The 15,939-nt window shown below is 36.8% G+C and carries 14 protein-coding genes and 1 tRNA gene; 8 read left to right on the forward strand and 7 right to left on the reverse strand.

The features are described from left to right. Nucleotides 1-166: 166 nt before the first annotated feature. The 5 genes from IV514_RS13290 (at nucleotide 167) to IV514_RS13310 (ending at nucleotide 5,585) form a co-directional block, all read left to right on the forward strand. Nucleotides 167-1,360 carry a tetratricopeptide repeat protein gene (locus IV514_RS13290; RefSeq protein WP_206485744.1) on the forward strand — a complete coding sequence of 398 codons (1,194 nt, stop codon included), beginning with the start codon at nucleotides 167-169 and terminating at the stop codon, nucleotides 1,358-1,360. Then, nucleotides 1,357-2,307 (forward strand): M20/M25/M40 family metallo-hydrolase, encoded by a 951-nt coding sequence (locus IV514_RS13295; RefSeq protein ID WP_206485745.1) that lies wholly within the window; start codon nucleotides 1,357-1,359, stop codon nucleotides 2,305-2,307. Before IV514_RS13290 ends, IV514_RS13295 begins: the two co-directional genes overlap by 4 nt. A gap of 130 nt (nucleotides 2,308-2,437) precedes the next feature. Next, on the forward strand, nucleotides 2,438-2,995 hold the full coding sequence (locus IV514_RS13300; RefSeq protein ID WP_206485746.1) for a phosphoribosyltransferase family protein: 558 nt from the start codon (nucleotides 2,438-2,440) through the stop codon (nucleotides 2,993-2,995). Between the two features lie 80 nt (nucleotides 2,996-3,075). After that, nucleotides 3,076-4,281, forward strand: coding sequence for an ectonucleotide pyrophosphatase/phosphodiesterase (locus IV514_RS13305; protein ID WP_206485747.1), 1,206 nt, complete (start codon nucleotides 3,076-3,078; stop codon nucleotides 4,279-4,281). Nucleotides 4,282-4,373: 92 nt separating this feature from the next. Continuing rightward, complete coding sequence (locus IV514_RS13310) at nucleotides 4,374-5,585, forward strand: HDOD domain-containing protein (RefSeq protein ID WP_206485748.1); 1,212 nt, start codon at nucleotides 4,374-4,376, stop codon at nucleotides 5,583-5,585. Between the two features lie 111 nt (nucleotides 5,586-5,696). Here the strand turns inward: IV514_RS13310 and IV514_RS13315 are convergent, their stop codons facing one another. The 6 genes from IV514_RS13315 to yejK all read right to left on the reverse strand — a co-directional run bounded on the left by IV514_RS13315 (nucleotide 5,697) and on the right by yejK (nucleotide 11,891). Further along, the gene (locus IV514_RS13315; protein WP_206485749.1) at nucleotides 5,697-6,938 is read right to left on the reverse strand and encodes a site-specific integrase; all 1,242 of its coding nucleotides are present in this window, start codon (nucleotides 6,936-6,938) and stop codon (nucleotides 5,697-5,699) included. Between the two features lie 291 nt (nucleotides 6,939-7,229). Then, nucleotides 7,230-8,024, reverse strand: coding sequence for a transporter substrate-binding domain-containing protein (locus IV514_RS13320; RefSeq protein WP_206485750.1), 795 nt, complete (start codon nucleotides 8,022-8,024; stop codon nucleotides 7,230-7,232). 17 nt (nucleotides 8,025-8,041) lie between these two features. After that, nucleotides 8,042-8,854, reverse strand: a complete 813-nt coding sequence (locus tag IV514_RS13325) for a M23 family metallopeptidase (protein WP_206485751.1) — start codon at nucleotides 8,852-8,854, stop codon at nucleotides 8,042-8,044. Continuing rightward, a complete protein-coding gene (locus tag IV514_RS13330; protein ID WP_206485752.1) occupies nucleotides 8,847-9,728 on the reverse strand; it encodes a 6-carboxytetrahydropterin synthase in 882 nt (293 codons plus the stop codon). Before IV514_RS13330 ends, IV514_RS13325 begins: the two co-directional genes overlap by 8 nt. 9 nt (nucleotides 9,729-9,737) lie before the next feature. Continuing rightward, on the reverse strand, nucleotides 9,738-10,766 hold the full coding sequence (gene pyrC, locus IV514_RS13335) for a dihydroorotase (protein WP_206485753.1): 1,029 nt from the start codon (nucleotides 10,764-10,766) through the stop codon (nucleotides 9,738-9,740). Nucleotides 10,767-10,826: 60 nt separating this feature from the next. After that, the gene (gene yejK / locus IV514_RS13340) at nucleotides 10,827-11,891 is read right to left on the reverse strand and encodes a nucleoid-associated protein YejK (protein ID WP_206485754.1); all 1,065 of its coding nucleotides are present in this window, start codon (nucleotides 11,889-11,891) and stop codon (nucleotides 10,827-10,829) included. A gap of 81 nt (nucleotides 11,892-11,972) precedes the next feature. Between yejK and IV514_RS13345 the strand changes: the two genes are divergently transcribed. From IV514_RS13345 to IV514_RS13355, 3 genes are all read left to right on the forward strand, one after another. Further along, a complete protein-coding gene (locus IV514_RS13345) occupies nucleotides 11,973-12,185 on the forward strand; it encodes a DUF1414 domain-containing protein (RefSeq protein WP_206485755.1) in 213 nt (70 codons plus the stop codon). A gap of 65 nt (nucleotides 12,186-12,250) precedes the next feature. After that, nucleotides 12,251-13,927, forward strand: coding sequence for a DUF3413 domain-containing protein (locus tag IV514_RS13350; protein WP_206485756.1), 1,677 nt, complete (start codon nucleotides 12,251-12,253; stop codon nucleotides 13,925-13,927). A gap of 86 nt (nucleotides 13,928-14,013) precedes the next feature. Beyond that, nucleotides 14,014-14,090 (forward strand) — tRNA-Pro (locus IV514_RS13355). 154 nt (nucleotides 14,091-14,244) lie between these two features. On the opposite strand, the gene IV514_RS13360 is transcribed toward IV514_RS13355, so the two are convergent. Continuing rightward, nucleotides 14,245-15,861 (reverse strand): AMP-binding protein, encoded by a 1,617-nt coding sequence (locus IV514_RS13360; RefSeq protein ID WP_206485889.1) that lies wholly within the window; start codon nucleotides 15,859-15,861, stop codon nucleotides 14,245-14,247. Nucleotides 15,862-15,939 lie beyond the last annotated feature (78 nt).

Here is a 15,939-nt window from a genome sequence, read left to right on the forward strand (position 1 = left end):
CACTTTCTATAACCAGAAAACATGAATATACTGATATCTATAGTTTGTTATTTAGCCAACTAAATTGTAAACAAAAATTAATATCGAGTAATTTTTAACCTCCTACGAAGTTTTTAGTTTATAGTTAAGTTATACATAAGCTCGTTTAAATGTGTTTGGAGGTTTTATGTTGCGTCTTTTTTATTGTCGTATGACACGTTGGTTAATTGTAGTATCAAGCCTGTTGCTTGTAGCATGTCAAAGTACATCCACAGTTCAAAACAGCATTCCGGTCAATGACTCCCTTTATTTAGATCACGAGTTTCCAAATTATCAGGCACAAGCTATTGAAAGTGAGCATGACGTGTTTGCCATAGATGATGAAATGAAAGAGATGGTTAGATCTAAACTCTTAGTGGTAAGAGAAAATAAACGACGTGCCAAGCGCTTATTAGATCATATATTTTCGAAAAAAAACATTGATCTAATATATGAAAGCTCAGCAAATTTAACCGCACAAGAAGCCTATCATAGCCAAGTTGCCAATTGTATGTCACTCACAATAATGGCTTATGCGCTTGCTAAAGAAGCGGGTCTCGATGTGAGATTTCAAGATGTTAAAGTGCCTGAATATTGGATTCGTAATGGTGAATACAATTTACTTACAGGGCATGTCAATTTAGTGATCACTGAACCAAAATCACCACATAAATTAATTGCTTTAGGTAAAAATCTCCTGCAAATTGATTTTGATCCCGCCATGGCTCGAAATAGGTTTCCAAAGAAAACAGTCAACAAAGACACAGTGCTTGCTATGTTTTACAATAACAAAGGAGCGGATGCCTTAGTTGATAAACAATACTCACGTGCGTATGCCTATTTTAAACAGGCCACACAATTAGCCCCATCATTTTCACCAGCTTGGGGAAATTTAGGCATTCTATATAAATTAACTGCAAACTATACTGAAGCGGAAAAAGCTTACCAATACGCCATAGCTATTGATCAAGATAACCTAACAGCTATGGGAAATTTAGCCTTTTTACTTAAATCTTTAGGCAAAATTGAACAGGCTGATGATTTACATCAAGTTATTCATAACAAACGCATTACCAACCCCTACTATCATGCATTACTAGGTGATGAAGCCTTTTTTAGAGGAAATAATGATTTAGCGTTACATCATTACAAAACAGCACTTAGAATGAATCGCAAAATACACGAGTTTCATTATGGTATTGCCAAAGTTTATTATGAATTAGGCCAAATAGATAAAGCAGAGAAAGCGATGCAAAGAGCAATTTCATACAACGATGGTGCATTGGTTGAATCTCAATATGTCGCAAAACTTAACTTTTTTAAAGAAAGCTCAGTTCAGTGATTAAATATTTTACCGTTAGTTGTTGTCTGATACTGGCTTTGCTGGGCTGCCAGTCGCAAAATATCAACACTCGCACCCTTGAACATGCATTAGATGAGCACTATTTATTGACGCACTTTCAATACTTGGCGTCAGATGAGTTACAGGGCCGAAAGGTAGGTACGAAAGCGAATACAGTAGCTCAGCAATATTTGGTGCAACAATTTAAGCACTTATCTATTCCACCTTTCGAGTCAAGTTATCTACATCCTTTCACTTTTAAATGGCTTTTTACAAACGAAGTGTCTGGTAATAATGTTATTGCCCAAATTAAAACATCAGATAGTAATGATTATATTGTATTAACAGCCCATTTTGATCACATAGGGCATAACGGTGAGAGAATTTATAATGGGGCAGACGATAATGCTTCAGGTACTGCCGCAGTATTAGCGATTGCAAAACAATTACAACAAAATAAGCAACAGCTTAACCATAATATTTTGTTCGTTCTCACCGATGGGGAAGAAAGTCACTTAAAAGGGGTAAAAGCATTTATTCAACAGCAGTCTCAATATGTTCCTAGGATCAAACTCAACATTAACTTAGACATGTTAGCCGGCAGTAAACACAGTAAAAACTTACATTTTATGAGCAAAAAATTAGATTTATTATTGAATGAACCTGAGCTACAAAGCTTTTATCAGCATCAAAATTATACAAACTTTAGAGTGATTAAAGGATTTAAACGACAATTAACCATAGAGAACCAACGTGTCAGCTGGCTTAAAGCCAGTGATCATTTTGGCTTTTACCGTGTAGGTATTCCGATTATTTACTATGGCGTAGGGGTTCACGAAAATTATCACACGCCAAAGGATACGTACGAAAACACAAATCATCAATTACTTATTCAATCTGCTAATACCGTTTACCATCAACTGATGTTACTGGACCAATTGATCTAATTACCGATAGTATCAATTGTGTTGATATTTGTTGCAAAACAAGGAAATTTTACTTTGATTTAACTATTGTGAACAAACCAAGGTATAATGTAGTTTATTCAAGTAAATAGTAAGTAATGGAAGTAGATAAATGCAAAAGCGTTTTATAACTGCACAAGAATTATTAGAAGATTCATTTCGAGTCGCTGCAAAGGCTTTTGAAGACGGGTTTCGCCCTGATTACATCGTTGGCATATGGCGCGGTGGTGCACCTATAGGTATTGCTGTACAAGAATTCTATGATTTTAAAAAAGTTGAAACCGATCATATCGCGGTAAGAACATCATCTTATTATGGTATTAACCAGCAAAGTAAAGAGATCAAAGTGCATGGGTTGCATTACATTATTGAGAATGCCAATGCAGATGATAGCTTATTAATTGTTGATGATGTGTTTGACTCTGGTCGTAGTATTGATGCACTGATCAAGCAACTTAAAATACAGACTCGTAAAAACATGCCATCGGATGTTCGCATTGCTTGTCCATGGTATAAACCAACGAATAACAAGGTTGATTTACAACCTGATTATTATATTCATGAATCAGATGAATGGTTAGTGTTTCCGCATGAGTTATCTGGTTTATCACCAGAAGAGCTCTTAGAAGGAAAAACAGATTTAGCCAACATAAAAGACTTATTTGTCTGATCACTATCTTGTCATAAAAAAGCATAATAAGTGTATTATTATGCTTTTTTATTAGCTCTGCGCCCCAGAGATATACTCATATGCGTTTATTGATACTGCTGTTAATACTTTTAACATCCAATGTATACGGTAAAAACCCTGTCATAGTGATCTCCATTGATGGTTTCGCTTATGATTACCTAACTAGATTTAAGCCTAAGCACTTATCTAATCTCATCACTAAAGGTGTTAGTTCAAAAGGGCTATTGCCGGTATTTCCTTCCAAGACTTTTCCAAATCATTTAACAATCGCTACAGGTGTTTATCCCGCTAATCACGGTATTGTGCATAATAAGTTTTATCACCGAGGGTTAAAAAAAACTTACGCGTTAGGGGATGGTAAAAACAATCATGCCTGGTTAACAGCAAAGCCAATTTGGACATTAGCCGAGCAACATGGCATTACTTCGGCCATTTATTTCTGGCCTGAGTCAGAAGCTAAAATTGAGCAACAACTCCCTAGCTATTATTTTCCGTATAACAGCCATACCTCAGACCAAACTAAAACTGCGCAAATTATAAAATGGTTGCAATTGCCAGCATCCCAACGTCCTGGCTTAATTCTTAGTTATTTTTCAACAATAGATTCTATTGGACATCGTTATGGTGTACATTCAGAACAATTAGCGCAAGCAGTTTCCCAAATTGATGCCTTGATAGGGCAATTAGTTATTGATATTCAAACAAAAACAAAGGTCACTCCGAATATTGTCTTAGTCTCTGATCATGGGATGATAGATATCAATGAAGGGAGTCAGATAAACAGAAATCGATTGCTAAAACCTTTCCCTGATTTACATGTTATCAATGGTCAAACACAATTATATATTTATGACGATAATGCTAAACGTTTAAATGATGTCCGATCACACTTAAGCCAACACAGGCAAGCACATTTGTATGACGTTTATCAGCAAGGGCAATTTCCTGAGCATTGGCATTTTAATCAGCAAAATAATGTAGTTCCCGACATGATAATTAATGCCAAGGCCCCAGCTACATTTGTAGAAAAGTTTTCATATACTGGTGCCGCAACTCATGGCTTTGATGTTAAAGAAAACGATGCGATGAAAGCCATTTTTATTGCCTTTGGACCTGACATTAAACAAGGGCTTAGTATTGAACCTTTGAGTAATACTCAAGTGTTTCCTTTTCTGTCGCTATTATTACAATTACCACAAGCGCAAAAAATAGCGAAAGAGCAGGCATTATTAGCAAGCTTTCTAAATAAATCTATCACAAATTAACAACTTTATAACATTATGGAATGTTAAAGCTTTACCTTCACAGATAAAATAGGGTATTTTATCGTGACAGTTAAATCGTAAAATTTGTTGAGATGTATAGTACTTATATTGCACGTCAGGCTATTCTAGATCGTAAGTCGAACACTATCGGTTACGAATTATTATTTAGGGATTGTCCTGAAAATAAATTTCCAGAAATTGATCCGGATGTTGCCAGCTCTAAATTAATTATCCAGAACCATCTTCAAGGAGATATTAACGCCATTAGTCTGGGCAAATTGGCATTTATCAACTTCACAGAAAAGTGCTTAATCAACAAGTATCCACTGATGTTTGACAAGCAATCAATTGTCATTGAACTTGTCGGTCATTCATCACCAACAGAACGATTAGTTAAAATACTGAAGTATTATCACAGTAAAGGATATCGTATTGCCTTAACTGAATATGATGTTAATGATAAGTGGGACGAGTTATTCCCATATCTTTCTATTATTAAAGTAGACGTTGAAAAAATAAATCCTAAACGATTACAGCCAGTGCTTGAGCGGATAAAGCCGTTCAATATAAAATTAGCCGCTGAAAAAGTAGAAACTAATTATCAGCTTCAATCGCTTGCTGAAGTTGGCTTTAATTTTTATCAGGGCTACTTTTACCACGAACCGGAAATCATAGAAGGGCAAACATTAGCACCAATGAAAGCGCAAATGTTGCACCTGATCAGTGAAACATTTAATACGCCGCTTGATTTTGATAAAGTTGCTGAGATCATCGGTCATGATGTCAATCTGACCGTTGGCTTACTTAAGATGGTTAATAATGTAGGCACCGGTACTCGCGTTGAAATTACCTCATTAAAACAGGCAACAGCTTACTTAGGTGAAGAAAAGCTCAAACAATTTGTCACTATTTTAGCATTATCTAAACTTACCAGTGATAAATCTAATGAATTGACCCATCAATCACTGATCACAGCAAAATTAATGACGGCCATTGCACTTAATAGCTGCTTTAATGAAATAGCAGAATTTGCTTTTATCACCGGTTTACTCAGCGGCATAGAAGCAATTTTACAAATGCCAATGGATGAAATCATCAAAACCATGCCGCTAGCATCGCCGATCGTAAAAGCATTAGTCAATCAAGAAGGTCCTTTAGGGCAATTATTAAAGTTAACCACAGATTACATCACAGGTAATGGTGATAATATCAATACAATGATTGAAACCTACGACTTAGATAAGCACTTTTTACACAAAGAGTTTGTCGAAGCTAGCCGTTGGTGCAAAGAGTTAGACATATAATCGTGTTTTTTCGGCATTAGCTTGTAAAAAATATTGGCTAATGCCGAGACTAAACACTAAAAGTTGATTGGTGAAAGCCGTGCAAGAAAATAGGGCGCAATATTATTTTAGTTAATCAACTTTACGTTTTTTACCGCTTTCTGCGCGCATTTTATTCTCAGATTGTACATAAATAGTATCGGTTGTAGCCATACTGGCGTGACCTAAATCTTCTGACAAATCTTTTAACGCACGTCCACGTTCCACTTCCATGCTTGCACCCGTGTGTCTAAGCCAATGCGTTGTCGCTTCTTTGAGTTTTAACGCTCGGTTTTCACCTTCTATTTGCTTCATTTTATCAAATGCGCGATCAAATACATGCTGTACCAAACGCCTTAAATGACGTGATGTCATGCCGCCTTGACCGCGAATTTTTTCAACCAGAACCGTATTTTCATTCATCGTTGGTAAATTAGATAAACCACGTGCATTTCGATAGCGGGTTAAAAATCGTAAAAAAGCTGGAGGGACAGTAATATCACGTAATTTTCTACCTTTACCAAAGACTTTTAACCACCAGTTTTCATCATCATCCTGCCAAAAATGTCCCATAATGGGTGACCAATTGGCACGTTCAGATAATTCTGAGATACGAAGAAATAATGTTTTTAATGCGGCAATGACAAAGAGATTGCGTTCATAGACAGGATCTTCATTGGCCATTTCCAATGCTGTATCAAATAAGTATTGCCATTGATCTGCAGATAAACGTTTAACTTCTTTCACTTGTGCATCATTAATAAAATGACGACAATCTTTTTTAGCAATATGGGCAGGATTACCATAGCAAAGTTCTTCGCCCATTAAATAGTTATAAAACACCACAATAGCTGTAAATGTTGCTGTTAGTGTTTGTTGCGATGGTCGGTATTTCTTCTTGTCGATGTCTTTAATTTGTTGGCTTTTACTGGCTTGAATTTTAAATGGTCGCCACGAAGTGTTTATGGTGAAATAACCATTTTCCAATTTAAAACGTTCTTGATTACTAGTGCCGATCCAATTGACTGGCGGCTGCCAGCAATAATCCGCATATTCTAAAATATCTGCTTTGCGTAATTCATCAATGGGGGTTTGCTTAACAAGACATGACCACAAAATAAATTTTTCTATTTCATTTCTAAACCGATCGTAGGTATGGATCGATTTGTTACGGCCAGTATATAACAGAAATGATTTTCCCCATTGCCATTGAGTTTTCCACCATGGTGTCTGCTGAATAAATTCAGCTAACTGAGGATAATCTTCAAATTCAAATTCTTTTAATTCAACATAGGTTGGAAACAGCGGATACGGCAGAGAAACTTTTTTACTCATAGGATTAATCGTTATTTACATTGTTTAATGCTAATTCGCTTACTATACGTTGAACTACACACTAAGTCCAATACTAAAAAGTATCGGACTTAGTGAGCTGTGTGAAATCTAGGTAAGTATTCCCTGTAATCAGCCTCAGAATGAAAATTTGAATGATACTACATAACCATACTTTGTAGTTTTGCAATACTGTGGTGTTGTTCCTTACTTATCTCTCGAAGCATGTTATGAAATGACCGTGCTCACTCATGCTCGTTATATTTAGGATAACTACTCAAACTAAAAAGCTAACTAAGGCAATTTATCAACTTGAATTAAACTGGACCAACGCTGAGTGATTTTTTCAATAGTACCATTTTGCTTTAATGTGGTTATTGCTTGATTAAAGCGCTCAAGCATTGCTTTATCGATATTTTTTTTACTTAACATTAAATGTATATCGTCTTGATAAATACTCAATGGATGTTGTTCAAATTCACCGGTGAGTTTATATTTCTCACAAAAAGCAGCTAAAGTTATCGGATCAACTAAAAATCCATCTATATGACCTTTTAGTAGTAAATTGACATTTTGTTCTAAATCAATCACTTCAGTAATTCGCGCTTTAAACTCACTGGTTTTGATTAACTCTTGGTACTTGGGCCCATAATAATAACCGCCTTCGACGCCTATCATATAATCGCTATGGCTTAGATCTGCCAATGAAGAAAGATTAACCTGTTGTTTACGCCCTTTTTTCACAAATAAACTGACTGATTCATAGCGATACGGTTGAGTAAAGTACGCATATTCAGCTCGTTCATTAGTAAAAGACGCTCCCATAGCAACATCCATTTGGCCTGTTTTTACATATTGCAAATGACGTTTCCACGGTAATTCGGTATAGGTTGTTCGCAGGTTTGCTTCTTTTAAAATTGCGTTATAGATATCAAAATCTAAACCAACCAATTGTTGTTTGTGGTTATGATATTGATACGGATACCATAACTCCCAGCCGGTAGCTAAAGTTGTTGCATAAGATCGCGTTGAATAGGTGGAATAAAGAACCATGGAAATTAAAAAGATACAGTTAATATTTTTTGCCATGATTCCTTCCTTAAAGATTATTTTATTGGGATTACTTTTAATACCAAAGCAGGATCTAAACGCTCTTGAAACCAGTTAACCCGCCAATCAAGATGAGGCCCTGTTGCACGCCCACTGGCACCAACAGCAGCGACTATTTGCCCTTTTGATACTTTATCTCCAACATCTACATACGCATCGCTTAAATGAAGGAAACTAGAAGTAATACCATGACCATGATCGATGATCATAGTACCACCCGAATAGAACATGTCTGGTACATATAAAGTAACCGTACCATTAGCAGGAGCTTTTACCGGATCTCCCGTTTTACCCGCATAATCAAGGCCATAATGAGGACTCTTTGGTTTACCATTATAGTAGCGTTGACTGCCGTAGACTCCTGTGATTTTGCCTTCAATTGGCGGGATAAAACCTTGCGCAAATGCAATATAATTAGTTTTTATCTCGCGTGCGGCTCTAACTTGTTGACTGTCTTTCTCTGCTCTGGCAACTGCTTTAGGATCAGGGTTCATGATTTTTTTAGCGATCCCTTCAACCCTTTGTATTTGATACTGACGCTTTTTAGGTGTCAGTGTGGTTGTTTCTTTGTTGCCATCAGGGTAAGTAATATCTAATTGATGCTTTTTACTGTCATCTCGCCCAAAACCAAACACAAAATCACCCTGTTTAGAGACAGCTAGTGGCTTACCATCAAAGGTTACTATCGCACTTGGCTCAGTTTTACCCAGCACTAAACCGCCCTGGATAATTTCGCCAGAAAGTTTCACCTGAGCAAACGCATGTAATGTCACAGGAAATGCTAGCGTAGCAATTAACCATTTACGCATTAGCAATCGCACCTTTACCAACGCCTTCATAAGCTATTACAGTATAATCATGTTTAGCTTGTTGCGCTTTCAATTGCCTGGCAATGTAATCAGCAAGTAATTCTACGGTGGAATCACAATCAACCACTTCTAACACATTTTGTTCTACGGCAATATCAAAACGGCCTTGTGGCGCAACATAAGCAAAAAATTGATGATCGGGTGACAAATCATTCATTGCACTTGTCGATAATTCAATCTGATTTTGCGATACGCGATCATCTTCAGAGGCAATATAAATGTCTTGCCAGCGATTACACCAAAAATATTCTAAATCAGGGCAACGCTCACCGTTTTTCATTAATTCAATTTTCGATCGATGACCATGTGCAATTCGCTGACAGTTACCATCATGCAATTTTAAACCATGTGTGTAGTGATAAAAGTCACCTTTTATCACTTCTGGACGTAAGGTTAATGTTAAGCCCTGCACATTTTGCGGCAACTGCTCTAATATAATGTCAGTTAAATGCTTGGTCACAGTGTTAATGGTGATTTGCTCGGCATCAATCTGTGCAAAGGCGCATTGAGGTGATTGTAAAAAATAACTGGCGCGTTTGGCTCTTAAATCTACGTATTGATGATCTTGATGATGGCTAGAATCACTGACAGATATCGCAGGGTTTTTGATCGGGATAACTAACTTATGATCAACAGCTTCATCAATAATGGCTTTTATTTGCTTTTTAACAACAGCAAAGTCTAACACCATGCTCATTTCATTGAGTGCACCATCAAGCAGAACATCAACTATCCAACTTTCACCGACAATTCCACGATGTTGGCAGCAATATGAAAAATCAATTACGGTTAAATCATTTACAAATAATTGCATTTATACCTCTTATTTTACCTGCCATGCAATTGAATCACTTGCCTTAATTGGCACGACTTTATCTTGACCAAAGCTTAAAGTAGCTGGCACTTGCCATGCTGTTTTTTCCAATGTGATGGTGTCTTGGTTAACAGGCAAGTTATAAAAGGTCGGCCCATTTATACTGGCGAATGCTTCAAGTTTATCTAACGCACCTACTTGCTCAAATACTTCTGCATATAGTTCGATAGCTGCATGAGCTGTGTAAGAACCAGCACAACCACAAGCCGACTCTTTTGCTTGCTGAGCATGAGGAGCAGAATCAGTTCCTAAAAAGAATTTTGGATTACCACTGGTAGCTGCGTCTATTAATGCTTGTTGATGAATATTACGTTTTAAAATAGGTAAACAGAAATAATGTGGGCGAATACCACCAACGAGCATATGGTTTCGATTATAAAGTAAATGGTGCGCAGTAATGGTGGCTGCAACATTTTTGCCAGCGGCCATAACAAATTCAACCGCATGTTTAGTCGTAATATGCTCCAAGACAATTTTTAAATCAGGAAAGTTTTTCACCAATGGCGTTAATATTGTCTCGATAAATACCGCTTCACGATCAAAAATATCAATCTCATTATCAGTGACTTCACCATGAATTAATAACGGCATTTGCTGTTCTTGCATGGCTGCTAACACATCATAAATATTGGCAATATCAGTAACGCCTGAAGATGAGTTGGTTGTAGCCCCTGCTGGATACAACTTAGCAGCATAAACTAATCCACTAGCTTTAGCTTGTTGAATGTCTTCTACGCTTGTGTCATCCGTAAGATATAACACCATCAAGGGAGTAAAGTGTTCTTGCGGATTTTGAGCCATAATACGGGCATGATATTCACGGGCAAGCTCAACATTAGTAACAGGTGGTACAAGGTTTGGCATCACGATTGCACGGCCAAAATAGCGGCTAATATCCGCGACGGTATTTTTTAATACATCGCCATCTCGTAAATGTACATGCCAATCATCGGGTCTAGTGATGGTTATCTGAGTCATAAATTGCCTTAAATCTTGTTCTTAAGTAAACATTTATAGTTTACGTTTAATCGGAATAAATTAAAAATCTTGTGATGATTGCTCTTCTTTATCTTGCGCTTGTAATAAAGATAGCAATTGCTCTTTTAAATTAGGCGGAACCTTATAAATAGTAATGCTGTCATTGGCAGGATTATACACGACATCTTGGCCAAAATGGCTACGTTCAAAACTGAGAGAAATACCCGCGCCATAGCCTGAATACTTGGTGACCTTATTGACAATCGCTTGTTCATGAGGGAAAGATTCCTCTAGCGGATAAGATTGCTCCTGACAAAATTGATAGAAATCATGCTCAGTTTCGCCCTCTTTACTGATAACAGAACCGACTTCTTTAATTGATACATCCTGAGCAGAGTCTTTTTGTTCCTTACAGTAATTTAGTAACTCTTTGCGAGTCGCCTGTTTTTCTTGCGCATCTAGTTGTTGTACCGAAACAAAATCTTCAACCGCTTGAACGAGTGTTTTAGTTTGTTCCTTGGCATCAAGCCCTTCTTCACAGCTTAAAAAGTCTAAAAAGAAGTCTGAAATTTTACGACCTGCTCGTCCTTTAATAAAAGAGATGTACTTATTGCCTTGAGCGTTTTGTTGATAATCAAATAAATCAATGCGCGCCGCAAGTTGTAAACGTGCTGTATCTAAGTGTTGATCAGCTGAAATATTCAGTTCACCATCAACTGAATAGTGCTCTGACACAGGGATAATGGCGACTAATAAATATCTGCCTCCCATGTATTCATAATGACAAATGACTAAGTAACCCGTTTCGGCTAAGTCATATTTTTCTAGTTCATTTTTTAATAAATTAGCCGCTTGTTGGCCAAAATCAGTAAAACTTTGCATTTCTGATAAATAACTTTCCATAACATCAACAAAGCGTGCGTTATCGCTTTGTGCTGGCATTGTTGAAAAGTGGCCGTAAGCCTTACTACCTTTGCCGTTATAAATGGTGTGTAAGCCATCAACAAAGGAGTCAATTTTTGAGGTGATGTCAATAGAATCGGGACCAAAGCGAAGGATCACTTCTCCCGTTTCTTCTTTTTTAGATAAATAATGCAGGGCAATATTTGAAATAATTAAGCTCATAGTTTAATGGTCTGTATGATATTGTCTAAGCATTTGGTAAACTATTTAATTAATCAACCAAATGCAAACTTTATAAATTATATGCCTATTGTATCTAAGTATTCGAACGAACGTGTAGAAAAAATTAACCAAGATTTACTTAATGTACTAGTTTCTGCTTCCGCCACTCCTGATCTCGCCTTGATGTGTTTAGGTAACACCATCACCGACATTATTCAAAATGAAGTACCAGAGAAACAACGGGCAGCGATTGTTGAAAATTTTACTAACGCGTTAAAACAGTCTATAAAATAAAACAGTAATAAAACCAATATTATAGCCACGCATACAATAATCAATAATGAGAATAATAATTATCCATGGTTTCTGCTGATCAAAAAACATATAGCAAACGGTTGCTTCAACTTGTTAGTTGGAGTCACTGGTTTACTTTTTTTAATATTATCGCGGCTATTTTACTGTCGTCATTTTATTTATTTACAGAATCAAGCCCTGAAACATTTTTAGGTACGGTATATTTATTTACCACTTGGGTAAGCCATATGGGCTTTTTAACCTTTATTGGTTTTGTACTCATTTTATTCCCATTAACCCTGATCTATCCACAAACGCGATTTATTCGTGGTACAGCCTCTGTGGTATTTACCTTAGGCTTATTATTACTGTTATTAGATGCCTTTATTTATAGTCGGTTAGGTTATCATTTGAATGCGTCATCCAGTGATCAAATTCTGGCGCTTATTAATACCCAAATACAGCAAAATAATCGTGCTTTTTGGTTCATCAGTATTGTTTTATTCTTCTCGATACTTATGTTCCAACTGGTGGTGAGTAACTATGCCTGGAAACACTTACGTGATTTACAAAAAACAGTGTTTGCTAAGTTTGTCGTTATCGGCTTAGTGGTATCATTTTTTTGCAGCCATATTATGCATATTTGGGCTGATGCTAATTTAGAATACGATATTCTAAAGCAAGACACGGTATTGCCTTTGTCTTATCCGTCAACAGCAAAAACATTATTAACCAAATACGGTTTGTTTGATCGCAGCGATTATATTGCCAGAAAAACCAGCCCTATTTCATTCACCGAATCTTTAGGTGATTTAAGCCAGTCTACGGCACAGTGTCAAAGCGCACAAAATTTAACGCAATCAAGTTATTTGTTGTTAACTAAACATGCTTTATCAGAATCACAAGTGGCACGTTTTTCTCAACGAGCCAATGCCAATAAACTTAATTTAACCAAACATATCGATAACGCGTTACCAAAAGATTCATGGTTTAATCTCTTATACAGCCTGCCCTCTGTCTATGAAAATCAGATATTAGCGTCTGGATATCAGCCTTTACTTTTTAAAACGTTAGATGATAATGCGCTACCTGCTAATTTCACTTTAGTTGGTCAACCATCGGCAGATGATGGTTATCAAGACTATGTAAACTTGTTTGATAATGAGCAATACCTCGATGATATTTCCTCTTTGGTGATCACCAATTCATTGAAAAATACTCAACCAGGTTTACATGTCTTTTATTTTAATGGTGATGATAATTATCAGTTCGAGTTGTTTATTGATGCCCTACTATTATCGCAACGTGACAAGGCAGTAAAAGATAATATTTATATCAGTTCAATTGGCAATGCAGACCGTACCACTGGTTTATCAATCAAGCCTGCTTTATTGATTGCTCCTAATAGCAAACATAGCTCTGTTCGCTATTTAACTAGCCAGATGGATATTCAGCCAACATTAGTGAAAAACTGGCTAAATTGTGATGTCGAGATCATTAAGTATTCTGCGGGTACCGATATCACTCGCTTAAATGAGAATCGTGTTATTGCTAACACCATGGATGAAGGTATTATGGTGTTTAATAAAGACAAATCGGTGTTTATTGATCAAAATGGAAACTTTCAAAGTTATTCTAGACAATTAGAAGCACCTATCACCGTTAGCTCAGATTTTCCTTTAATGATTGATGGCGTTAACTTTATTAAACGATTTGCTAAACATAACCAAGCTGAACAATAAATGCGCATTTAAACACGGAAGAGACAATATTCATTGCAATCATGGACGATTCTATTATTATACAGCGCAAAGCATCATTGCTATTTCGGGATATAGCGCAGTCTGGTAGCGCGTGCGTCTGGGGGACGTGAGGTCGCAGGTTCAAGTCCTGCTATCCCGACCATTTCTCTTATCACCTTATCAGTGTAATCAAAATTAATAGTATACTAACACACGCTAACTATCATAAGTTGATAAATTATCACTCGATCAATGTTGGGGACGATAAAATCCACACTAAGCTATATTTAATCACCTAGCGTGGATAATACTCAGCGTTAACGAAGTTTTCGACGTAACATTTTTCCGACACTTGATTTTGGTATGCTGTCAATAAAACAGATCAATTTAGGCACTTTATAACTGGTTAAGTTTTCTCGGCAAAAGGCAATAACATCTTGCTCAGTAAGATTAGGATCTTGCTTAACAATAAAGAGTTTTACCGCTTCTCCGGTTTTATCATCATTTACACCAACACATGCAGACTCAAGTATACCAGGCATTTTGGCAACTTCGGCTTCAATTTCATTTGGGTATACATTAAAGCCAGAGACCAAAATCATGTCTTTTTTACGATCAACAATATGAAAATAACCATCATCGTCCAACATGGCTATATCGCCGGTTTTAAAATAGCCATCTTCAGTCATTGCTTCTTTGGTTGCAGCATCATTATTCCAATAACCAAGCATGATTTGCGGGCCCTTGGCACATAACTCACCAGAACTGCCTTGAGGTAAGGCTTTATCGTTCTCATCACGAATACTGATGTCCGTCTCTGGCACAGGGATCCCTATCCCAGTTGTTGAACAGTGATTATTTAAGGTTAATACCGGCGAGGTTTCAGACAAGCCATAGCCTTGATTAAGTTGAGTACCAGTAACTTGCAGCCACTTATCTGCTACCGCTTCTTGTACCGCAGCGCCACCGCCTATCACTAACTTCAACGCGGAAAAGTCTACTTCCGCAAAGCTTGGTGTGTGTAATAAGCCATTGAATAAGGTATTCACACCAGTAAAAAAAGTCACTGGATTATTTTTCCACGCGTCAATAAATGTGTCGATATCTCTTGGGTTAGTGATCAATACATTTCTTGAGCCAAACCAGAAATAACATAGGGTGTTGGCCGTTAAAGCAAAGATATGATACATAGGGATTGCAGTGATCACGACTTCCTCACCACATTTTACGTACTCTTGAATAACTTCTCTAAACTGGAGAATATTAGAAACAATATTACCGTGAGTTAATACTGCACCTTTTGATAAGCCAGTTGTTCCACCTGTGTATTGAAGAAACAACAAATCGCTATGAGATAATTTGGGTTCATTCAATGGCTGTTCGTTACCAACTGCCATTGCTTGCTTCAATGATACTGCGCTCTTCATGCCTTTTTCATGAGCAACAGCAGCACTGTCAGTCGTATTTGTCAGCTCATTTAAATCGATAGTGATCACTTTTTTGATCGAGGTTTCATCAATAATTTCTGCCAATGTATCAAGTGACTGAGAAAAAATAATGATAGTTTCAACTTGTGAATCATTCAGTTGATGTTTTAACTCTCTCGGAGTGTACATTGGATTCACATTGACTTGCACTGCACCTGTACGCACTATGCCCCAAAGCGCTATTGGGAAACACAACATATTAGGACACATTAATGCGACCCGATCACCTTTATTGATTTGCTGAACAGTTTGTAGATATGCTGCAAGATCTCTTGATAAACAATCAACGTCATTATAAGTAATTTGCTTATCAAGCTGTTGATAAGCCACTTTATTTTTATACTTTACAACACTCTCATGAAATATATCTAACATTGAATGATATTGCTGAGTGTCTAATTTATCCTTCATATAGCTTGGATAATGTTTTAACCATGGCTTAACCATCATGTCTCCAGTCAACTTTCTAAATTTAACAATAACAAAAAGGTAATGAATTGCACTCACTGTAACAATTCATCCCTT

This window comes from Thalassotalea sp. G2M2-11 (assembly GCF_017168195.1).
GTDB lineage: Bacteria > Pseudomonadota > Gammaproteobacteria > Enterobacterales > Alteromonadaceae > Thalassotalea_E.